Source organism: Mucilaginibacter sp. A3364, assembly GCF_059690715.1.
This window is the reverse complement of the sequence record NZ_JCAWED010000001.1, coordinates 2120972-2142113: the sequence shown is the minus strand read 5'-3', so window position 1 is coordinate 2142113 and position 21142 is coordinate 2120972. Positions and strand designations below refer to the sequence as shown.

Here is a 21142-nt window from a genome sequence, read left to right as displayed (position 1 = left end):
CATAAATCAAGACGATCGTGAAAACATGAACAGCTTTTACAGCCGTTATTTTGCCCTTGTATCCGGTATTAGTTCTTTTTTAAAGGCGAGCTTTATGCAGAAGAATAACCGTATACAAAGCTCATCATTTGGTCTCAACCGAGATGGATAAATTGGTAAAACCCCGGCATCCCCGCCGGGGTTTTTTGTTTCGTTTTGTATGTAAATGACATAAATGTAGACGATCGTGAAAACGGTCACAGCCCCTGGCGCTGTTACTTTGCCGGTAGAAAAACAAATTGATATAAACATCTCTCCGAATGATCTCAGCCGGGATCTATACAACTGGTTAAACCCTGGTAGCCCTACCGGGGTTTTTTGTGTTGCTTTTGAATATAAGTGACAGAAATATAGACGATTGTGCAAACGTTGCCAGCGTTAATCATAGTTATTTGTATGTATTCCCCGATATAAATAGCTGTTGATCTTCTGGTCCTTTTGCGTCCCCTGGCAATTGTTATGCACTGTCTGTAAATCTTTATATAACCTTAAAAAACAAATTATGAGAAGAAAACTTAACATGCACTACTGGCGCAAGCCAATTGCCTGCGCAACCTTGCTGGCTTTAAGCCTGGCAGCCTGTAAAAAAACACAAACAGAAATGCCGCCCCCAGCAACTAGGGAAGAAGTCGCTACAAGCGCTAAAAAACTTTCGGTAAATGTATTGGTTGATGTTAACGCTAATGCCGATGCCGCTTTTGCCGCCTATAACACCAGTTTCCTGGTAACGTCCGGCAGTACACAATACTACAAAGAGGCATTGAATGTGCCCGGCAAAGACTATTTCTGGCGCCAGGCGCTGGATATACAAATGGTGGAAGATGTTTACCTGCGCACTAAAAGCGCCGCGCACAAAACACTGCTTACTAATCTGCTTAATACCTTCCTGCAACAAAACCAGGGTAGCGGGGGCTTATACGACTGGAACTGGAACGATTTTAATGACGACCTGCAATGGGCTGGTATAGCCTTCGCCCGTGGTTACCAAATTACCGGAAATGCAACATTTTTAAATCAAGCCAAGTATGCCTTTAACCGCAGCTACGATCGCGGTTGGACGAGTGAACTGGGGGGCGGTTTATGGTGGGATGTCGATCACGAGTCTAAATCGGGCCTGAGCAATAACCCGGAGATGATATTGGGCTGCTATATTTATGAGGCTACCAAAGATGTAACCTATCTCAATAAAACCATCGCCATTTATAACTGGGTGAAGGCTACCTTGTATAACTCATCAACAGGCGCGGTGTATGAGAATATATCACCAAGCGGTGTAGTGAGTAATTCGGCAAATGTGTACAATATCGGCGCGTTTGTTGGCGCGGCTAATCACTTGCACAGGCTTACCGGTAACTCAACCTATTATGATGATGCCAAACGCTCGGTTGATTATGTAAAGAACAACAAAACCGTAGGCGGTATCATGACCAATGGACAGCGACAGGGCACCTGGCAGTCAGAATTTGTGCGTGGACTGGGAGAGTTTGTACGTGATAATAACCTGTGGAGCACTTACTATGCCTGGATGAAACAAAATGCCAACGCTGCCTGGAACGTGCGCCGTACCGACAAAAACCTGATCTGGAACAACTGGACATCAACCACACCATCGGATAACATTACCACAGCTTTAGAATGCGTAGGAGGGGTGATCATGCAACAGGTTACGCCAACCACACAGCCTAACGGCATTACCGATAACTCTATCTATCGTTTAACGCCCAAAATAAATGATGGCAGTGCGATTGATATAGCAGGCTCTACAGCCGGGTCATTGGCCGAGATATACGGCTGGAATAACGGAGGTAATCAAAAATTCAGGCTGCTGTCATTGGGTTATGGTTATTACCGCCTGGTGCCTCAGCATAACACCGCAACTTCGCTTGATATTACAGGCGGAAGTAACGCCAATAATACTCCGGTTGAAATATGGACTACACAAGCCAATAACGGCGCGCAAATGTTTAAAATGGTTTATGATTATGATGGTTATTACAAGCTTAAACCAAAATGCGCACCATCAAGCTGCGTTAACGTAACAGCGGGTAACCCGGCCAACCTTACCAAGTTGGTACTTTGGCAGGAAGCCCTCGGTGATAATGAGCGTTTTTCGTTAGTTGTACAATAAATAATAACCACAAGCAGACGGTATAAAAAAGGGCGTCGTTTCCGGCGCCCTTTTTATATGGTATTTTATCTAACAGGTATTAATTGTCCACGTATTCTGTTTTAGATTTGCGTATACCCTTTTCGATCAGCATTTTTCCGATCTGATCAACCATAGCTACAGAAGCCTCGATCTCGTCTTTGCGGATAGCTACGCTTTCGATATTGAAGCCGAAAGGTATGCAACGCTCGGCACAATAAGCGGTTAGTTCGGCTGCATTGTCCAGGCAAACTTTAACAGATGCATCCAACATGTTTTCAGATCTAAGCAATTCATCTTTTAGTTCTTCCGGGATGTGAATGCCCAGCCATTCCATAAAGTTGAGCGTTTTTGGCGATCCGCAAGCTGTTAATGTAAATATGACGGTGGGTGGTAAAATCTGTTGTTCTGTACAGGTTTGGCAAAGGTCTTCAACTATCTTTTTGGCATAGTCTACATTAAATACACACTGCGACACGAAGTAAGAAACACCGCTGGCCACTTTATCCAGAATGCGTTTGTCCTCATCATTTAATACCGCGTGCCTTTCCGGAATGGTAACAGCGCCTATTACAGAAGTATCCTGGTGCTTGCTCCATAGCTGGTAAGCTTCGGTTAACGTTGTTTTTACTTTAAAATCAGGCGCAGGTACGCCTACAAACACCGGGTAAAATTGATGTTGATGAAGTTCTTCCAGCCACGCTGATAATTCCTCGGCGGTGAATTTACCGGCTGGGCGATAGATGATCTTTGGGATATTGAGCTCCTGAAGATGGTTCATTGCAAAGCCCAGTGGATCATGCGCATTTAAAAAAGGGAACGGTCTTTCTTCTGATGTCCTGGCCGATTCGTCCTGAACATCATAAACCACCAACGCGTCTATATCTAATGGTATAAGCCTGTCAAGCGTTTTTTTTGCTATCTCCGCCACACGCTCGGGACCGGTCTCAGCTTTTGGTGGCGTGATACCGTAAGTTAAAATGCCCGATTGGCCGGATTTGATCTTCTGCAAAAACATATTGAAACTAATTATGATCTAAATAATACTTTTTGGTACTAACCAAAATAATATGGTGGGCCAAACTTACAAAAACCTGCGCCATAGTTTTAATTTTAATCGCCTCTATTTATTAAAATAATGGCTGCGGACTACCTTGCCCGCAGCCGTTAATAAAATAGCTACGCGTTATCGGCTACGCTTATTTTTTCGCGTGCCTCTTTAGCAGCGGCTACCATATTTTCCAACGCGGCTTTGGTTTCGGGCCATTTGCGGGTTTTTAAACCGCAATCCGGGTTAACCCAAAGGTTTTGTGCTGGTAGCAGGTCGGCAGCTTTTGCCAGTAGGGATACCATTTCTTCGGTAGTAGGTACACGGGGCGAATGGATGTCGTAAACACCCGGGCCAATCTCATTCGGGTACTCAAAATGCGCGAATGCATGTAACAGTTCCATTTGCGACCGCGAAGTTTCTATCGTGATCACGTCTGCATCCATCGCGGCTATGTGCTCAATAATATCATTAAACTCGCTATAGCACATGTGGGTGTGTATTTGGGTTTCATCTTCCACGCCGCTGGCGGTAACCCGGAAAGCACTCACAGCCCAATCCAGGTAACGCGGGCGTTTGGCCTTACGTAGCGGTAAGCCTTCGCGTATAGCGGCCTCATCTATCTGGATGATGCCAATGCCTGCTTTTTCTAAAGCAACCACCTCGTCGCGTATAGCTAAAGCTATCTGGTTGGTAGTTACATCGCGTGGCTGATCATCACGAACAAATGACCATTGCAGAATAGTTACCGGACCGGTAAGCATGCCCTTCATCGGCTTGTTGGTTTGTGCTGCGGCAAACTTGCTCCAGCGTACGGTCATATCAGCAGGGCGACTTATATCGCCGAAAATTACGGGTGGCTTAACACAGCGACTGCCATAGCTTTGCACCCAGCCGTTTTTAGTGAACAGGAAGCCGTCCAATTGCTCGCCAAAGTATTCAACCATGTCGTTACGCTCAAACTCACCATGCACTAATACGTCCAGGCCAATTTCTTCCTGCCAGCAAATGGATTCGATGGTAGCTTGTTCGATAGAGGTTTCATACTGTTCGGCAGTCAGATCGCCTTTTTTAAATTTGGCACGTAACTGGCGGATGTCATCTGTTTGCGGGAATGATCCAATGGTAGTTGTAGGGAAGGCAGGCAGATTAAAGCGGTCGCGGTGCAATTGCTGGCGGATGGGGAACGCGCTTTTGCGGGTCGCGTCAGCTTCGCTAATAGCAGTCACACGATCTTTTACCGCTTGTTTATGTACTTTTTGTGAAGTGCGGCGGCTTTCAATAGCGGCAATATTAGCTTGCAACAGATCGTTGTTTCCTTCAGTTATCTGTTTCAGCTCTGCTACTTCGTTAAGTTTTTGTTTGGCAAAGGCCATCCAGTTTTTGATCTCCGGGTCGATGGCTGTTTCCAGGTCAAGATCAATAGGGCTGTGTAATAATGAGCACGACGGCGCGATGATGACGCGATCTGCGCCCAGTTTTTCTACTGCTTTATTGATCAGCGCTAATGATTTTTCATAGTTGTTCTTCCATACATTGCGGCCATCAACAATGCCTACAGACAGGATCAGAGCGTCCGGTATCAACGTCAGCACTTCGTCCAGTTGTTCTGGTGCACGTACCACGTCTATATGCAGTGCAGCTACCGGCAAGTTTACAGCAGTTTGGGTGTTATCAAGTAATGCTTCAAAATAGGTAGCCACCAGTAGTTTTACGCCACTTACACGGTTGGCAATAACCCGGTAAGCAAATTCAAAGGCCTCCTTTTCTTTTTTTGACAGATCAAGCGCCAGGCAAGGCTCGTCCAGTTGTATCCAGGTGGCGCCTTGTTGTTTTAAGCGATTGATGATCTCTACGTACACGGGTACCAGGCTTTTGATCAGCTCGATACGCTCAAAACCGTCTTCCTTTTCTTTACCAAGCGTTAAGTAACTAACCGGGCCAACCAATACCGGTTTAGCTTTGTCGCCCAATACAGCTTTAGCCTCGTTATATTCATTAAATACTTTTTCTGAAGATAATTTAAAGGTTTGTTTAGCCATAAATTCAGGAACCAGGTAGTGATAATTGGTATCCAGCCATTTGGTCATTTCCATGGCGGTAATGTCCAATCCGTCTTTCTGGTAACCACGGGCCATGGCAAAGTAAAGGTCACGTTCTGTATTACCTTTTACGTCGGCTACCGGCGTGTAACGTTGCGGTACAACGCCTAATAACAAATTCATATCCAGCACCTGGTCGTAAAAGCTAAAATCATTACATGGGATAAGGTCAATGCCCGCATCTAATTGCGTTTGCCAGTTATCATGCTTTATTTTTTTGGCTGTCTCGTCTAGTTCACCGGAAGTTATTTTGCCGGCCCAGTAACTTTCACAGGCTTTTTTTAGTTGTCGTTGGCCACCAATGCGCGGATAGCCCAGGTTTTGCGTTAGCATATTTTCAAGTATATAAGTAGCTAATAAATTTATACAAAATTATATTTATAGATTTATTAGCTATTTAAAATTATAAAATAGGTGTTTTGATCTACTATTTAAATTTTATTTAGTATTTTTATCTTTGTTGGTGGTGTTTCACATATCATAAAAGATTTTTATACTGCATGGAAAATTTAGATCAAACAGATTTGTTATTGTTAAGGATATTGGGAAGCAATTCCAGCCATACTATTAAGGAATTGGCAGCACACGTAAATCTATCGCCAACACCTGTTTTGCAAAGGGTAAAAAGGCTGGAGAGCACCGGATACATTAAAAAGTATATCGCCCTGCTTGATCCGGAGAAATTTCAGCAAGGCTTTATTGTTTTTTGCAATATCAGGTTAAAACAACACGATAAAAATATTGGGCACCAGTTTGTACAAGATATTATGAAGATAGACGAAGTGGTTGAGTGCTATAACATATCCGGCGACTACGATTTTATAATGAAGGTTTTCGCCAAAGACATGAAGCACTACCAGGATTTTGTTTTTAATAAACTAGGTTCTGTCGAAAGTATCGGCAGCACGCATAGCACCTTTGTAATGGCCGAGATCAAAAATATGCATAATATCAGCTTTTAGATAGTAAACAGCCTGCGCAAATGTGAAAGTTTAAAGCATAAAAAAAGGAAATAACTTTTGGTTATTTCCTTTCGGCGGAGAGCTAGGGATTCGAACCCCAGGACCTGTTACAGTCAACAGTTTTCAAGACTGCCGCAATCGACCACTCTGCCAGCTCTCCGGGGACAAAAGTACAAATCCGGAGCGAATTGACAAATTTGAATTGCGTTTTTTTTAAAGTTTTTTTAACGATATCGTAACCGATTGAACGTTAAAGAAATAAAGATGTTAATGGATGGGCGTTTTTGTTTTAAATGAGTTAAAACGCGGCTTCTGCACCTTAATGTTGCGCTTGGCAAGGTCGATACTAGCGTTTAATTCGAACCCGATGAGCAAAATAAGTGAGTTTAAATATAGCCATATCATCACCACGATGATGGTGCCTATGGAGCCATATACTTTATTGTAGGAAGCGAAATTGTTGATATAATAGGTGAATCCTAATGACGATAATACTGCAAGTGTTGTGGCCAATATTGATCCGGGATTGATGTATCCCCATTTTAATTTATGCGAAGGGCCGTAGCGATAAAGCAAAGCTATCGTCACAAAAAATATCACCACAATAATTATCCAGCGCGATAAGGCAAGTAGGTACAGCCAGAAATGACTTTGGCTGGCAACGTGGCTTTGCAAATAGGTTATTACGGTTTGGCCGGCTATCATCACCGCAATAGCAACAATTAAAGCAAAGCTAATAACTACCGTTAGGGTAGTAGCCACTACGCGGCGTTTAAACCAGGTACGTTTTTCTAATATTAACGATGAATTATTAAAGGCCTGCATTAATCGGCTTACGCCATTGGTGGCAAAGTAAAGGGCGGTAACAAAACCTGCCGATAATAAACCCGCATTTTGGTTTTTAATAATGTCTTCTATCGTGTTTTCAAATGCAAGGTAAGTATAGGTTGGCAGGATGGACTGCAATACCTCCAATAGCTTATCCTGAAAATTATCAACCGGTATATAAGCTATCAGCGTAAATAAAAACAGTGCTGCAGGGAAAAGCGCCAGCATAAAGCTATAGGCTAATGAGGATGCACGGGTTAGGATAGAATCTTCCAGGAACTCATTGATCACTTCGCGTAAGGCATCGTATAACGACATGCCTCCAAAACCGGGCAACATAACTCTTTTAGTCCCGTTAACCAGGCTATGGTATGGCCTTACGTGGCGAAACAGAAAACGGTGCAACCATTTCATTAGTAGCTAAATTACTCAAAAAATGGTTTCAGCCTGTCTAAAAAGTCTTGCGCAGGCAGGCAGGGGCGGTTATTGGCCATGTTAACAAATACCAGTAAGGTTTCGCCTAAGTGTATCAGTTCCAGTTTTTCGTTAAACAATTCGTATCTGAAATGAATTTTAACACCCGGCATTTTATCCATAATAACCTTAACGGTGATCTCTTCATCATAACGAGCCGGTTTAAGGTACTTACACTTCATTTCCAGCACGGGCATCATAATGCCCGAAGCTTCCATACCCGAATAGGTTAGGCCCAGCGTACGCAGCATTTCTACACGGCCAACTTCAAAAAACTGGGCATAGTTGCCATAGTACATGTAACCCATTTGGTCGGTTTCGGCATACCGTACCCTTATCTTAGTACTGTTTTCAAACATTATTTTTTGATGTTACGCTCATCAAGCGCTTTACGGAATTTTTGGGCATTTTTATTGTGTTCAGCAACGTTTGCCGCGAAGTTATGATAGCCCGAAAAATCTTCCTTTGCAACCATGTAAATATAGTCGCTTGGTTTTGGGTCAAGTACCGCTTTTATTGCATTAACAGATGGCATCATGATGGGCCCCGGAGGCAAGCCGGTATGCACATAAGTGTTGTAAGGCGATGGATTTACCAGGTAACGATTTAGTACGCGTTTTATGGTAAAATCGTTCATTGCGAATATAACTGTCGGGTCTGATTCCAGTTTCTGGCCTTTTTTAAGGCGGTTAAGATACAAACCGGCAATAGTTGGCATTTCGTCATCATGTAAAGCTTCGGCATCAACTATTGAAGCTAAAATAGATACCTCGACGGGGTTTAAATTAAGGTCGACGGCTTTTTGCTTACGTTCTGTGGTCCAAAAGTTTTCATAATGCGCGTACATGCGTTTAAAAAGCTTCTCGGGTGTGGTGTTCCAGTATATCTCGTACGAGTCGGGCATAAATACGCTGTACACATTATCAGTAGTAAAGCCAAACTGTTTCACAAAATCAGCGGAATCAAGTAAGCTGATAATCGCTGCCGAATCGGGTTCTAACTTTTTAGATGCAAAGCCGGCAAATTGCTCTTTAAGCCTGATGTTTTGAAATTTTAAAGTAACAGCCTCCTGGTTACCGGCTGCCAACATATTGATGAGTTTACGGTTGCTCATACCTTCCTGCAGGCGATACTTGCCCGGTTTAACACGGCCAATATATTTCATGTTATGCGCAGCCCAATCAAAATAAGTTGTATCTGTTACTATGCCTTTTTCGCGGATGGTTTGGTAAACTTCGTTGTAGCCTTCGCCTGTGCGTATGTATAAGTAATCTTCTTTACCGGTAACATTGGGGCCAAAATACCTGATGTAATAAAAGAATCCCGTACCGGCTAAACCAATAACGATCAAAACTACCAGGGCAATGATGAATTTCCTGAACGTTCCGCCTGATGATGCTTTTGTAGCCATGATTATTTTATGAATGTTTTTGTTGTTGATGTCGTTGTAAGGCCAGTAAACCGCCTGTTAAATTTGTTGCATTAAGGTAGCCGTTTTGTATTAAAATTGCCTGTGCCGTTTGGCTGCGTATGCCGGCCCTGCATATAACAATTATTTCGTCGGTTTTGTTATAAGCCAGTTTGGTTAAATTGTTTTCAAGGGTAGATAAGGGAACGTTTGTGCCGCCTATATTATAAGTATGATATTCAATAATTTCGCGCACGTCAAGCAGTATCACCTCTTCTCCGGCGTGTAATTTACCTTGCAATGCAACGGCATCCATCTCTTTCATGTGCCTTTAATTACCGCCTTGCGAAACTGTTAAATTAACACGGGTGCCTATGCTGGCCTTGGTAACCGAATCTGTCGGTAAAGGCATTTGGCTAACAATTACCAAATTGCTTGAATCGGTAATGGCGCCCCGGTAAGTAATATTACCCAAAGTTAAGCCCGAACGCGGGATAACAAAACGCACCTCATCCAAATCCCGACCGGTAAAATCAGGTATCTCCACCTCGCTGGCACCTGCGCCGTCGCCTAATACCAGGTCAAGTTTTGAACCTTTAGGTATTTTGGTACCAGCTTTGATGATCTGGCCACCCAGGCGCACTTCAAGCACCATATCGCGGGCAATATCTGCACGGTAGGTAGTGTCACCTACTTTTAAGCCGTAGTTTGATAGTATGGCGGCTGCGCTGACGAAAGGCTGTTGCTCAACTTCGGGCATAGCAACCGGCGGCGCCTGGCGTGTTATAACCGTAATATATATCACCCGGTGCTCTTTAACATTGGTTCCGGGATCGGGGTCTTGCTCAATTACGGTGCCCGGCTCTGCATCGCCCTGGTAAACCGAATCTACCTGGGCGGTAAAACCTTGCTCTTCCAGTAAAGCTATGGCACGTTCGGCACTAAGGCCTTTTAGCTTGGGTACCGGTACGCCAACGCCATGGTCGGTATACCAACCTAAGCTAAAAAATGCTATTAAAACTACGGCGACAACAGAGCCTATAGCCATTAAAAGCGTGTTACGGAAAGACTTGGTTTTTATATAGGCTGTAAATTTATTCATTGTTTGTTACTAAGTAAATCCTACTTAATTAAGTATCAAACATAGCTTAAAATTTTTAATTTATATAGTTTGACGGGCTTAAATAAAGCAATTAGGTAAGGCATAAGCGCTTGTATTAATGGTGCGCATTTTTGTTTAGCACGACTTTTAAATTTAGCTATATTTGACCGTATGAGCATCAAGAACATTGCATTACTGGCCGGCGGTTTTACCGGCGAATATGAAGTATCTATTAACAGCGCTAAAAATATTGCCGCTAACCTCGATCCGGCGAAATATAAGGTTTACACCATACTAATAAACCGCGACCGTTGGTTTTACACCGACGGTGCTACGCAAACAGATATTGATAAGAATGATTTTACGATTACCCTTGAGGGCGAAAAGATAAAATTCGATTTCGCGTTTATCACTGTTCACGGCACGCCGGGCGAGGATGGTAAATTGCAGGGTTATCTCGATCTGTTAAATATCCCCTACAATACCTGCGATGCTACAACGTCTGCCATTAGCATGAACAAGGCTTACACCAAGGCTATTGTAAACGGTATACATGGTTTGCACACCGCGCGTTCGTTAAAACTGATGAAACGCGACGGGCATGATATTGCCGCTATTGCTGCCGTACTTCATTTCCCCTTATTTATTAAACCCAATAACGGGGGCAGCAGTGTAGGCATGAGCAAGGTTTACAACGTTGCCGGTTTGCCCGATGCTATTACCCGCGCTTTTGACGAGGACGACCAGATATTGGTTGAAGAGTTTATTAAAGGCCGCGAGTTTAGCCAGGGTATAGTACACCTGGATGGTAAGATAGTGGTGTTGCCTAATACCGAGATCAAAAGCTCGAAAGACTTTTTTGACTACGAAGCTAAATACACTACCGGCGTAACCGAGGAGATAACCCCGGGCGACATCGACCCACAAAAGAATAAAGAAATAGCCGAGATACTAACCGAGGTTTATATGCGCCTTAACTGCCGCGGCATGGTGCGCGTTGATTTTATTTTGCAGGAAGAAACCAATAATTTCTACTTTATCGAGATAAACACCACGCCAGGCCAATCAGCCAATAGCCTGATACCACAACAGGTGCGTGCTGCTGGTATGAGCGTTCAGGATTTTTATGGCAGGCTGATAGAGGGGGCGATGTAATAAGGTGCGCCACTTTTAAAGTGGCGCATGTGGCGCACTCGTTTTTTATAACTAATTGAATATTAATTTTTTATGCAAAAAAGCGGCGCAATGCGGCGCACCCTGTAAAAATAGTTAAATTGTTTATTTTCAAGCTGTTATTTAAAATATCCTGATATGGGTTTAATATAGTGGCGCACCCCGGCAGGCTCAAATCAGGTTGCAAAATGCACCCCACATTCGTCCTGTTTGCACCTTCGCGTTTTAAACAGGTGGCTGTACCTTTGAATTGCTAATCAAATCAAAACAGATCATCCTTAAAAAATAAAAAAATGGAAACCGCAGCAAAACCAACAATTACCGTAGAAGCTACTATTAACGCGCCGATAGAGAAAGTATGGGCATTATGGTCAGAACCTACACATATCACCCAATGGTGCCAGGCATCAGAAGACTGGCACGCACCTTACTCCGATAACGACCTGCGCGTAGGCGGTACTTTTAAAACCACTATGGCTGCAAAAGACGGCAGCTTTAGCTTTGATTTTGGCGGAACTTATACCGATGTGCAGGAAAACAGCTTTATGGCTTACACCATGGGCGATGGCCGTACGGTAAAAATTACCTTTGTAAGCGAGGGCGATACCACCCGCGTTATTGAAACCTTCGACCCGGAAGACCAAAACCCGCTTGAAATGCAGCAAGGCGGCTGGCAGGCTATCTTAAATAACTTTAAAAATTATGTCGAAGCTAACTAATGGTTTTAAACTTAATTGATACAAAAATGGCTCGCTTATCGGCGAGCCATTTTTGTTTATTGCAATTGTGCCTGCTGGATAAGCGCGTAATGTTGATTGGGTCGCTTAAAGGTGAATAACCACCACATCCTCAGCTTTAAAAATAGCGTGTACATTACCATGGGGATAATAATACCAGCTATCCAGATGGAGAAGAACAATACCGGTGCCACGTTTATTTTAAGGATGCTTTGCAGCACGATACGTAAGGCGCTCATTACCACTATTTGCATACAGTAGATAAACAACGAGTGATAACCTATTACACGAAGGAAAGACAGCACACGATACTTTTGCAATAAAAAAGATAAACTGATAGAGGTAGCGCAGCCGACTAAAGCCTCAAAAAAGTAGAACCAAGGCAATTTGTGTTCTACGTAGTTAATACCTTCCGGTAAGGTATTGATATTAAGTTCGGCGAAGTAGTATTGCATAACCAAAAACAGTACTAACAAAGGCACAAATATCTTCCAGGACGTAAAACGATCCACATAGGTTTGGTTCAGGAATATGTTGGATATGGCATCGCCCAAAGCAAAGAAAATGTAAAACTGGCAGATATCAGTTAGCATACCAGCCCTGATATCATTGATATGTATATAGCTGGATACGCAATATAAGCCAGCACCAATTACCAGTTGTATATATGCTGATAAGTTTAATTTAGACCTTAATATCGCATATGTCATTCCTATAAAAAACAAAGCATTGAGGTACCAAAAATGCCCCACTTCCCGTGGTTCTATTAATAAGTTTAGGTAGAATTTTGGACTAACGCCCGAGTGCGTATAGTGCGAGGTAAGTAAAGCCAGCGTTACCTGTATGCCTCCCCACACCAGTAAGGGATATAAAATGTTATTGGTTCGGTTTATCAAATATGCGCCTAAACCGCGTTTTGCCAGGCTGCGCGATATCAACACACCCGACACGATGAAAAATAAAGGCATCCTGAAACCATATAAAAATACAGCCAGGTAGTTTAGTACAGGGTAGCGCGTCATATCCACTTCGTGTGCGGTAAGCAGGGAGAAGGCATGCCCGTAGGACACCAATATAATACTGATGCCTTTATCATAATCTAACCACACAAAGCGGTTTTCGCGCAGAATGAATTTTGAGTTGAACAGGTTAAGCCTGTCCGTAATAGTTTTTGTCATTAATCAGGGGGTATAGGGGCGCCGGTTGTTTTGTTTGTGTTTAGGTAACCTGCTTAAACATAAATGCAAATTGTTCTACAGTGGTATAGCCTATTTTTTCATAAAATTTATAGGATGGCATAAACTTGTTGGTCATTAAAAACAGTATAGCCAGGTTGTTTTGTTTGGCATAACTTTCACAGTGTTTCATTAGTTTTTTGCCGTAGCCCATGCCTTGTTTTTCGGGCGTGATGAAAAACTCGTCTAACACCAGTTGCTGGCTTGTCCACCAGGTTTTTGTATGTGCAAGTGTTGCGCCGATGAGTTGCTGGTCATCATACAACAAAAAACCTGTAAAATAAGACGAGCTTGTATACTCTGACAGGTATTGGCCGGCTTTTTCGCGGGTCCAATCGCAATTCCAGGGCGAACCGTTGTATGCTTTTATAAAAATGTCAACGCAGTCGTCGAGTTTATCAATAGTAAGCGGTTGTATTTCCATTTAAGTGGCTTTAAAAGGGATTGTTACGGCGGTCAAGCAGGCTCTGCATGGTTTTAGCCAGCGTGCCAACGTACGGCGGCTCAAACATGGAACGATGATCACCGGGGACATGAAATACTTCCACACCTTTACGCGCAAATTCTTTCCAGCCAAACAAAGCCATATCATCGGCATAGTGTACAGATATGTTTGCCCTAAACAGGTATACTTTATTATCAAATGGCTGCATCCTGAAGTTCTTGAAAGCGATGTGGTGTTTTTGCTGGATGCTGTTTATTTGCTTAAAAAAGCTTTCGTTGTCTTTATAGTAGTTTTCGGGTTTGTAAATAGGCTCGCCCGGCAGGCTAAGCAATGCGGTACGTAATTTACCGGCCAACGCAATCACATTGCGTTTTAATTTACGATACCATAACTTATACAATGGCTTAGGCTGCGGGCGCTCGGCATCGGTATCAAGCATAATAAGCATATCAATTTTTTTGCCCATGCTTTCCATCTGGCGCTCCATCTCGGTAGCTACATAACCGCCGAAAGAATAGCCTGCGAAAATGTATGGCCCGTTTGGGTTATGCCGCAAAATTTCCTCCAGGTATTGCCCGGCAATGGCTTGCATGTTATCAAATGGCTCGTCAATACCATTTAAACCCAGAGCCTGCAGGCCAAAAACCGGTTGCTCGTTATCAAGCAAAGCTGCCAGTTTGCTAAAGTTTAATACGTTGAGGCCTTCGCCGTGTATTAAATATAAGGGCGGTTTAGTGCCCGAAGGTTTTATAGGCACCAGGCATTTATGTACCTCTTCGGCTTTAGTATTACCATCAATAAACCCGGCAAGTGATCTTACGTCGGGGTATTTAAACAGGATAGCCAGTTGCAGTTTAAGACCGGTTTGTTTTTCCAGCTCGGTTAAAATTTGCACGGCCATTAACGAGTGTCCGCCCAGGTCAAAAAAGTTATCGGTTATACTCAGGTCGTTTAGCTCCATGCAATCCAACCATACAGCTTTAACCATTTTTTCGGTAGGGGTGGATGCTTGTACTTTGTTTTTTTCGTTTGTTGTTTCCTCAAGGTCTGATAGCGCTTTACGGTCAATTTTACCGTTAGCTGTAAGTGGCAGATTGGGCAGGTTTATCCAAACCGCCGGCACCATGTATTGAGGCAGTTTGGTTTTAAGGTATGATGACAGCGCATCCCGGTTAAAAGTACCTTTAGGCACAACATAACCTACCAGGCGTTTTTTACCATCAGCATCGTTTTTAGCTAACACCACGCCGCTGTCTACTATATCGCTACTATTCAGTACGCTTTCTACCTCACCCAACTCAACCCTGAAACCCTGAATTTTTACCTGGTTATCTTTACGACCGATAAACTCCATATTCAGATCAGGCCATATTTTGCCCGAATCGCCGGTGCGGTACATCATCCCGCCAGGTTGTTTATTAAACGGATCGGCGATAAAAGCAGCGGTCGTTTTTTCAGGCTCATTAGCATATCCTGTTGATACCCCTGCACCGCCAATATATAAATCGCCTACAACACCGTAAGGTACGGGCTGCAGGTGCTCATTTAGTACATAAAAGAAGTTATTATCCAGTGGTTTGCCATAAGGGATGCTTGGCCAGTTTTTATCAGTTTTTGTAACGGGAAAGAAGTTTGACCAAACCGTACCTTCGGTAGCACCACCCAGGCTTATTACCTGCGTTTGGGGCATGAATTTTTTAATACGATCGGGCAGATCGACAGGTATCCAATCGCCGCTCATGAAAACGGTTTTTAGGCTTTTACAGTTGTATTTGATATTGGTAAGTTCCAGGTTTTTGATGAGATAATCCATGGTGGTGGGCACCGAATCCCAGAAGGTAATATTATAGTCTATCAGCATGCGCTGTAGTTTTTTTACATCCTGTATCTCGTTTTGTTCGGCAATAACCAGGGTTCCGCCCGCTGCCAGTATACCAAAGATATCATACACCGACAGGTCAAAACACATAGAGGTAATGAATAGCAGGCTATCATCGGCCCCTACATTAAAATGCTTGTTAACCCACAACACCAGGTTTACCGCAGAGTGATGAGCTATCATTACACCCTTAGGCCTGCCGGTTGAACCTGAAGTATATATGGTATAAGCCAACTGATCACTACTTATTTTTAAAGCAGGGTCAGTATCGGCAAAGTTTTTAAGCTCATCAAAATCTATAGTTAAAAATTCATTTTCGGTAAGTATAGATTTTAGCGGATAGCTTTTATCGGCAACAACCAGTTTTAATGATGATTGATTGTAAATATATTCCTGCCTGTCTATAGGATAATCCGGATCAATGGGTACATAGGCGCCGCCGGCTTTTAGTATGCCCAACATACCGATGATCATCTCAAAATCGCGCGTTACCAGCAGCCCAATATTATCTGCCGGTTTTACGCCTTTGCTGATTAAAAAATGCACCAATTGGTTGGCGTCCGCGTTTAGCTGCGCGTAAGTTATTTTTTTATTCCCTTTGCGCAGGGCAACCTGGCCAGGTGCTAAAGCGGCGCGTTCTTCAAATAACTGAAACAGTGTTTTATGCCTAGGGTAGGGTACAACGGTATTGTTAAAGTCAACAATAATTTGCTGCCATTCCTGGTCGGTTAGTATTTGATAGGCACCTACAGCTTTAGCTGGTTTTTCAACTATGGCTTTTAGTAGGGTGGTATAATGCTGCGCAAAGGCTGATATGAAACCTTTGTTAAACTTGCCTTCGTTATAATAGATCTGTACATCGGCCCCGGCACTGGTTTCGCTAACAAATAAGCAAAGGGTAAAGTCTGTAAATTGTTTGATAGTTTCTTCAAGCACCTCGGCCGATATCAGGTTTTGTGGCTGATCGAACATGAACAGGGTTTGAAATACTTCAAGACCCGCCTGCATGCTTGTTACAAATTGTGTTAAAGCCTCAAATGTTAATTGTTCGCGGCCATCCTCGCTTTGCCTGGTTTGACTAAGGTTTTTTAGTAAAGTTGTAAAAGCTGTGTTGCCATCAAACCGGGTTCGTATGGCATTAAATAATGGCTGCGATGTTTGGCCGTTATGTTGTTGTATAAAAGCCTGCGTTAAAAATATATCATCCTGCCCGGTATAGCGATGCAGGAGGACCTTAAATGCCGCCAGGTATACTACTTCAGAATTTGTACCCTCATTTTGAGCAAGACTTTTTACTGCATTGCTTAAATCAGGTTTTATAAAAAAGCTGAGCATACCTTGTTTACGTAAATTGCCGGGCTGTAGATGGCGGTTAACAGGCATTTTTAGTACAGGAAGGGCTTTAAAATGGTTGTTGAACGGATTATAATTATTTAACTTACCCTTACTAAGCAAAAAACATTGCGGCATGTGATATGGTTCATTTAGTTTAAGGGTGCGATTTAAAGTTGTGAAATTAATTCTACTTCAAAGAAAAAAGAATTGTAACAAACCAGATACATCAGCAAGATTATTGCCTCTTAATAAAATACAGACGGTTGTTTAGTTTGTAAATGATTGATAATGTATTACAACATCATCGGGTATTTTTAGTGCCTTGCCGCTGTTCATATCTATCATTACAAAATCAAACCACCCATCGCAGCACAATTTGTTGTTCGTTTTTTTGGTAATGGCGAATTTTACGCGGCACACTTTTTCGTCAATGCTTTCAATGCCGGTGGCGACGGTAAAGTAGTCGCCTAACAGCAACGGGCGTTTGTAGTCCATGTAAACACTGCGCACCAGCCAGCCAAAACCGCGTTCGGTAAACTTGTCCATGGCCATGCCGTAAAAAAGCTCCATATGATCATAACGGGCGGCCTGCACATAGTCAAAATATTTGCTGTTGTGCACATGGCGGTACATGTCTATATCGTCAGGGCGTACCCGGTATTCGGTTTGAAAGGTGGCGTAGTTGGTAGTTGTGGTCATTTAACAAATATCAACATTAAGTATTTTATTTAAACGTGTTTTGTATGTTTGGTAAAACCTGAATTCAATATCACATGATCAAACAAGTCATTTTCACTTTCATTTTATTCTTTAATATCGCGTTAGCCAATGCGCAGCATTTTACGGTTAAACACCTGATAGGCCGTTGGCAAAACACCCGCGATAAGGAATCAAATTTGGCTTTCTTCAGCGAATCGACCGGGGCGTTTTTAAGTAATGACGGATTCTTGAAAAATAAGATTCGGTTCGCGAGCAAAGGAAGTAACGACATTATTGAACTTAAAACTACTACCGATATCAACAGCGCTAATCCTAACTATGATACCTATTATTATAAGTTTCTTAATGACAGCGTTTTTATTACCACAAGGAGTAAAAGGATACCGGCTAAAGCAGATACAAGCAGCCCGGAGGTGGAAGTTTATAAGCGAATAAAGCACGAACAGCCAAGTGCAGCCATGCGCCCACACTCGTTTAATGATTTGCTTGGCTTTTGGATCTTTAGTTTCAAAAATGCGCGCGATACTTATCAGCTTACATTTGTAAACGATAGTGTTGTGAATTATTACAACAACAGGGAGGGAGCAAGGAAACTAAAATATGTTGTTGATTTCACCAGGCAACCAATAACAATAAACCTTTATCAAGACGGTAAGGTTGTGGAGGAAGGCTTGCTGGTTTTTGTAAATAAAAGTGCAATGCGCATCCAGTTTTATAAGTTAGGTAAGAGGCCCGACCATTTGAAGCGATTCATGCTTCCGGGAGTAAAATCGTCCATACCTTATCATAAGGCTACACCCGCTGACGGACAACCGAAAGGCTTTTAAATTTTGAATTTTTACTTTTGAATTTATTACTTACCTTTGCACCCAATTAATTAATTATTATACACGCTTTAATATTATTTACGTAATGTATTTAAGTCAAGAAGGAAAGCAAGAGCTTTTCGCAAAACATGGTAAGGGTCCTCAGGATACAGGATCAACTGAAGGTCAGGTTGCATTATTTACAACCCGTATCGCACATTTAACTGCTCACCTGAAAAAAAACAAACACGATTTTTCAACCCAGTTATCACTGCAAAAAATGGTAGGTAAACGTCGTGGTTTGCTAGCTTACCTTTACAAAAAAGATATTGAGAGATACCGTGCTATCATCAAAAACTTAGGTTTAAGAGATATCATCAAGTAACTTTAAGTTATTTTTTACAAAAAGCCATCCGCCTTTAGTTGGATGGCTTTTTTACTTTTTGAAACAAATTACACACAATATAAAAAACGATGTGCTCTAAAAGATGAAAAGCACATTACAACACAAAAAAGATGAGTTTAAACGTAATTAAAAAGGTTATTGATCTGGGCGATGGCAGAACCATCGAGATCGAAACCGGCAAACTGGCCAAACAAGCGGATGGATCAGTAGTAGTAAAAATGGGTGACACCATGTTATTGGCTACTGTGGTATCATCGCCTGAGGCAAAAGAAGGCGTAGATTTTTTACCGCTTTCTGTTGATTATCAAGAAAAATACGCGGCTACAGGCCGTATCCCGGGTGGCTTTTTACGCCGCGAAGCCCGTTTATCAGACTATGAGGTTTTGATCTCGCGTTTGGTTGACCGCGCTTTACGCCCATTATTCCCTGAAGATTATCACGCTGATACGCAAGTAATGATTTCATTGATATCAGCCGATAAAGATATTATGCCCGATGCATTGGCAGGTTTAGCAGCTTCGGCGGCACTGTCTGTATCTGATATCCCCTTCAACGGTCCTATTTCTGAAGTTCGTGTAGCTAAAATTGATGGCCAATTGGTTATCAACCCAACTTTAAGCCAACTAGCTAACGCTACTTTGGAATTCATCGTTGCAGGTAGCGAGCACGACATCAACATGGTGGAAGGTGAAAGTGCCGAGATCCAGGAAGAAGAGTTGGTTGAAGCAATTAAATTTGCCCACACAGCTATCAAAATTCAATGTTTAGCTCAAAAAGAGTTGACTATTGAGGTTGGCAAAACTGAGAAACGTACTTACAGCCATGAGCATAGTAATGACGAGCTTGAAAAAGCTATCTACGCTGCTACTTATGATAAAGTTTATGCAACCGCTGCCGAAGCTTCAGCTAAGGATGAGCGCGCTGCTAAATTTAAGGCTATCCGTGATGAGTATATAGCTACTTTGGGCGAGATTGATGATATCACCAAATCATTAGCCAAAAAATACTACCATGATGTAGAATATGACGCTATCCGTAACCTGGTATTAGATGAAGGTAAACGTTTAGACGGCCGTACCACTACTCAAATTCGTCCTATCTGGAGCGAAGTGGGTTACTTGCCTGCAGCTCACGGTTCGGCGGTATTTACCCGTGGCGAAACACAATCATTAACCACCGTTACTTTAGGTGCTAAGGATGATGAGCAAATGATTGATGGCGCGTTCATCAACGGCTACCAAAAATTCCTGTTACACTACAATTTCCCTGGTTTCTCAACCGGTGAGGTTCGTCCTAACCGTGGTGCCGGTCGTCGTGAAATTGGTCACGGTAACCTGGCTATGCGTTCGTTAAAACGTGTTTTACCTGCTGATGATTCAAACCCTTACACAATCCGTGTAGTATCTGATATTTTAGAATCTAACGGTTCATCATCAATGGCAACCGTTTGCGCGGGTACATTGGCTTTGATGGATGCGGGTGTTAAAATTACCAACCCGGTATCGGGTATCGCGATGGGTTTGATCACCAACGAAATGGGTACTAAATACGCTATCCTTTCTGATATTTTGGGTGACGAGGATCACTTGGGCGATATGGACTTTAAAGTAACCGGTACCAAAAACGGTATTGTTGCTGTGCAGATGGATTTAAAGATCAACGGTTTATCATACGAAGTATTAACCAACGCTTTAAACCAGGCTAAGGATGGTCGTTTACACATCTTAGGCGAAATGGCTAAAACCATTACCGAGCCTCGCGAAGATTACAAACCACACGCTCCACGTATCATTACCATTAAAATAGACAAAGAGTTTATTGGTGCAGTTATCGGGCCCGGTGGTAAAATTATCCAGGAAATGCAACGCGAAACCGGTGCTACCATCTCTATCGAGGAAGTTGGCAACCAGGGTATCGTTCAAATATTTGCAGATAACAAAGCCGCTATTGATGCTGCTGTTACCCGCATTAAAAATATTGCAGCACGCCCTGAAGTAGGCGAGATCTACGAAGGTAAAGTGAAATCTATCATGCCTTTCGGCGCGTTTGTTGAGATCATGCCGGGCAAAGATGGTTTACTGCACATATCAGAAATTGACCACAAACGTTTTGAAACCATGGACGGAATATTCCAGGTGGGCGACGAAGTGCGTGTTAAATTGCTTGACGTTGATAAGCAAGGTAAATTGAAACTTTCGCGTAAAGTTTTATTACCTAAGCCAGAGCAACCGGCTAAGTAATTAATTTGTTACAATAACAGCAAAAGCCTTAGCAATAAGGCTTTTGATGTTTTATTT

General features: G+C 42.7%; 18 protein-coding genes and 1 tRNA gene. 7 read left to right on the top strand and 12 right to left on the bottom strand.

Translation table 11 applies throughout. From position 1 onward, the window contains the following. The first annotated feature begins 541 nt into the window (after positions 1 to 541). Positions 542 to 2167 carry a glycoside hydrolase family 76 protein gene (locus AC59JT_RS09585; protein ID WP_497398159.1) on the top strand — a complete coding sequence of 542 codons (1626 nt, stop codon included), beginning with the start codon at positions 542 to 544 and terminating at the stop codon, positions 2165 to 2167. A gap of 79 nt (positions 2168 to 2246) precedes the next feature. Here the strand turns inward: AC59JT_RS09585 and AC59JT_RS09580 are convergent, their stop codons facing one another. Together AC59JT_RS09580 and metE are read right to left on the bottom strand one after the other, a co-directional pair. Then, positions 2247 to 3203, bottom strand: a complete 957-nt coding sequence (locus AC59JT_RS09580; protein WP_497398157.1) for a methylenetetrahydrofolate reductase — start codon at positions 3201 to 3203, stop codon at positions 2247 to 2249. Positions 3204 to 3364: 161 nt separating this feature from the next. Beyond that, positions 3365 to 5668 (bottom strand): 5-methyltetrahydropteroyltriglutamate--homocysteine S-methyltransferase, encoded by a 2304-nt coding sequence (gene metE / locus AC59JT_RS09575; protein ID WP_497398155.1) that lies wholly within the window; start codon positions 5666 to 5668, stop codon positions 3365 to 3367. A 167-nt stretch (positions 5669 to 5835) separates the two neighbouring features. On the opposite strand from metE, the gene AC59JT_RS09570 reads away from it, so the two are divergent. Continuing rightward, a complete protein-coding gene (locus AC59JT_RS09570; protein ID WP_497398153.1) occupies positions 5836 to 6297 on the top strand; it encodes an Lrp/AsnC family transcriptional regulator in 462 nt (153 codons plus the stop codon). 75 nt (positions 6298 to 6372) lie between these two features. Here AC59JT_RS09570 and AC59JT_RS09565 read toward each other — a convergent pair. The 6 genes from AC59JT_RS09565 to AC59JT_RS09540 all read right to left on the bottom strand — a co-directional run bounded on the left by AC59JT_RS09565 (position 6373) and on the right by AC59JT_RS09540 (position 10109). Further along, positions 6373 to 6457: transfer RNA gene (locus tag AC59JT_RS09565), tRNA-Ser, on the bottom strand. 107 nt (positions 6458 to 6564) lie between these two features. After that, positions 6565 to 7539: a YihY/virulence factor BrkB family protein gene (locus AC59JT_RS09560; protein ID WP_497398151.1), complete on the bottom strand. Its 975-nt coding sequence runs from the start codon at positions 7537 to 7539 to the stop codon at positions 6565 to 6567. An 11-nt stretch (positions 7540 to 7550) separates the two neighbouring features. Continuing rightward, the gene (locus tag AC59JT_RS09555) at positions 7551 to 7958 is read right to left on the bottom strand and encodes an acyl-CoA thioesterase (protein WP_497398149.1); all 408 of its coding nucleotides are present in this window, start codon (positions 7956 to 7958) and stop codon (positions 7551 to 7553) included. Next, positions 7958 to 9010 carry an endolytic transglycosylase MltG gene (gene mltG / locus AC59JT_RS09550; protein WP_497398147.1) on the bottom strand — a complete coding sequence of 351 codons (1053 nt, stop codon included), beginning with the start codon at positions 9008 to 9010 and terminating at the stop codon, positions 7958 to 7960. The genes AC59JT_RS09555 and mltG overlap by 1 nt, the downstream gene beginning before the upstream one ends. Before the next feature lie 7 nt (positions 9011 to 9017). After that, positions 9018 to 9332: a rhodanese-like domain-containing protein gene (locus AC59JT_RS09545; RefSeq protein WP_497398145.1), complete on the bottom strand. Its 315-nt coding sequence runs from the start codon at positions 9330 to 9332 to the stop codon at positions 9018 to 9020. Positions 9333 to 9338: 6 nt separating this feature from the next. After that, complete coding sequence (locus AC59JT_RS09540) at positions 9339 to 10109, bottom strand: PASTA domain-containing protein (protein ID WP_497398143.1); 771 nt, start codon at positions 10107 to 10109, stop codon at positions 9339 to 9341. A 171-nt stretch (positions 10110 to 10280) separates the two neighbouring features. Here AC59JT_RS09540 and AC59JT_RS09535 point away from each other — a divergent pair, with 171 nt between their 5' ends. Both AC59JT_RS09535 and AC59JT_RS09530 read left to right on the top strand, forming a co-directional pair. After that, the gene (locus tag AC59JT_RS09535; protein ID WP_497398141.1) at positions 10281 to 11264 is read left to right on the top strand and encodes a D-alanine--D-alanine ligase; all 984 of its coding nucleotides are present in this window, start codon (positions 10281 to 10283) and stop codon (positions 11262 to 11264) included. A gap of 311 nt (positions 11265 to 11575) precedes the next feature. Then, the gene (locus AC59JT_RS09530; RefSeq protein WP_497398139.1) at positions 11576 to 12001 is read left to right on the top strand and encodes an SRPBCC family protein; all 426 of its coding nucleotides are present in this window, start codon (positions 11576 to 11578) and stop codon (positions 11999 to 12001) included. Between the two features lie 56 nt (positions 12002 to 12057). Here AC59JT_RS09530 and AC59JT_RS09525 read toward each other — a convergent pair whose 3' ends face one another. The 4 genes from AC59JT_RS09525 to AC59JT_RS09510 form a co-directional block, all read right to left on the bottom strand. Further along, positions 12058 to 13197 (bottom strand): acyltransferase family protein, encoded by a 1140-nt coding sequence (locus AC59JT_RS09525; RefSeq protein WP_497398137.1) that lies wholly within the window; start codon positions 13195 to 13197, stop codon positions 12058 to 12060. A 40-nt stretch (positions 13198 to 13237) separates the two neighbouring features. Next, on the bottom strand, positions 13238 to 13678 hold the full coding sequence (locus tag AC59JT_RS09520; protein ID WP_497398135.1) for a GNAT family N-acetyltransferase: 441 nt from the start codon (positions 13676 to 13678) through the stop codon (positions 13238 to 13240). 10 nt (positions 13679 to 13688) lie between these two features. Then, a complete protein-coding gene (locus AC59JT_RS09515) occupies positions 13689 to 17048 on the bottom strand; it encodes a non-ribosomal peptide synthetase (protein ID WP_497398133.1) in 3360 nt (1119 codons plus the stop codon). A gap of 132 nt (positions 17049 to 17180) precedes the next feature. Then, complete coding sequence (locus AC59JT_RS09510) at positions 17181 to 17612, bottom strand: acyl-CoA thioesterase (protein ID WP_497398131.1); 432 nt, start codon at positions 17610 to 17612, stop codon at positions 17181 to 17183. Positions 17613 to 17686: 74 nt separating this feature from the next. On the opposite strand from AC59JT_RS09510, the gene AC59JT_RS09505 reads away from it, so the two are divergent. The 3 genes from AC59JT_RS09505 (at position 17687) to pnp (ending at position 21085) form a co-directional block, all read left to right on the top strand. Further along, on the top strand, positions 17687 to 18460 hold the full coding sequence (locus tag AC59JT_RS09505) for a hypothetical protein (protein WP_497398129.1): 774 nt from the start codon (positions 17687 to 17689) through the stop codon (positions 18458 to 18460). Between the two features lie 85 nt (positions 18461 to 18545). Continuing rightward, complete coding sequence (rpsO, locus tag AC59JT_RS09500; protein WP_497398127.1) at positions 18546 to 18824, top strand: 30S ribosomal protein S15; 279 nt, start codon at positions 18546 to 18548, stop codon at positions 18822 to 18824. 131 nt (positions 18825 to 18955) lie between these two features. After that, positions 18956 to 21085: a polyribonucleotide nucleotidyltransferase gene (gene pnp, locus AC59JT_RS09495; RefSeq protein WP_497398125.1), complete on the top strand. Its 2130-nt coding sequence runs from the start codon at positions 18956 to 18958 to the stop codon at positions 21083 to 21085. Positions 21086 to 21142 lie beyond the last annotated feature (57 nt).

Coding starts and splice junctions, on each gene's coding strand:
- metE (WP_497398155.1), bottom strand. CDS start 5,668: ATGCTAACGCAAAACCTGGGCTATCCGCGCATTGGTGGCCAACGACAA.
- AC59JT_RS09520 (WP_497398135.1), bottom strand. CDS start 13,678: ATGGAAATACAACCGCTTACTATTGATAAACTCGACGACTGCGTTGAC.
- AC59JT_RS09580 (WP_497398157.1), bottom strand. CDS start 3,203: ATGTTTTTGCAGAAGATCAAATCCGGCCAATCGGGCATTTTAACTTAC.
- pnp (WP_497398125.1), top strand. CDS start 18,956: ATGAGTTTAAACGTAATTAAAAAGGTTATTGATCTGGGCGATGGCAGA.
- AC59JT_RS09510 (WP_497398131.1), bottom strand. CDS start 17,612: ATGACCACAACTACCAACTACGCCACCTTTCAAACCGAATACCGGGTA.
- mltG (WP_497398147.1), bottom strand. CDS start 9,010: ATGGCTACAAAAGCATCATCAGGCGGAACGTTCAGGAAATTCATCATT.
- AC59JT_RS09515 (WP_497398133.1), bottom strand. CDS start 17,048: ATGCCGCAATGTTTTTTGCTTAGTAAGGGTAAGTTAAATAATTATAAT.
- AC59JT_RS09530 (WP_497398139.1), top strand. CDS start 11,576: ATGGAAACCGCAGCAAAACCAACAATTACCGTAGAAGCTACTATTAAC.
- AC59JT_RS09525 (WP_497398137.1), bottom strand. CDS start 13,197: ATGACAAAAACTATTACGGACAGGCTTAACCTGTTCAACTCAAAATTC.
- AC59JT_RS09540 (WP_497398143.1), bottom strand. CDS start 10,109: ATGAATAAATTTACAGCCTATATAAAAACCAAGTCTTTCCGTAACACG.
- rpsO (WP_497398127.1), top strand. CDS start 18,546: ATGTATTTAAGTCAAGAAGGAAAGCAAGAGCTTTTCGCAAAACATGGT.
- AC59JT_RS09570 (WP_497398153.1), top strand. CDS start 5,836: ATGGAAAATTTAGATCAAACAGATTTGTTATTGTTAAGGATATTGGGA.
- AC59JT_RS09545 (WP_497398145.1), bottom strand. CDS start 9,332: ATGAAAGAGATGGATGCCGTTGCATTGCAAGGTAAATTACACGCCGGA.
- AC59JT_RS09535 (WP_497398141.1), top strand. CDS start 10,281: ATGAGCATCAAGAACATTGCATTACTGGCCGGCGGTTTTACCGGCGAA.
- AC59JT_RS09555 (WP_497398149.1), bottom strand. CDS start 7,958: ATGTTTGAAAACAGTACTAAGATAAGGGTACGGTATGCCGAAACCGAC.
- AC59JT_RS09560 (WP_497398151.1), bottom strand. CDS start 7,539: ATGAAATGGTTGCACCGTTTTCTGTTTCGCCACGTAAGGCCATACCAT.
- AC59JT_RS09505 (WP_497398129.1), top strand. CDS start 17,687: ATGATCAAACAAGTCATTTTCACTTTCATTTTATTCTTTAATATCGCG.
- AC59JT_RS09585 (WP_497398159.1), top strand. CDS start 542: ATGAGAAGAAAACTTAACATGCACTACTGGCGCAAGCCAATTGCCTGC.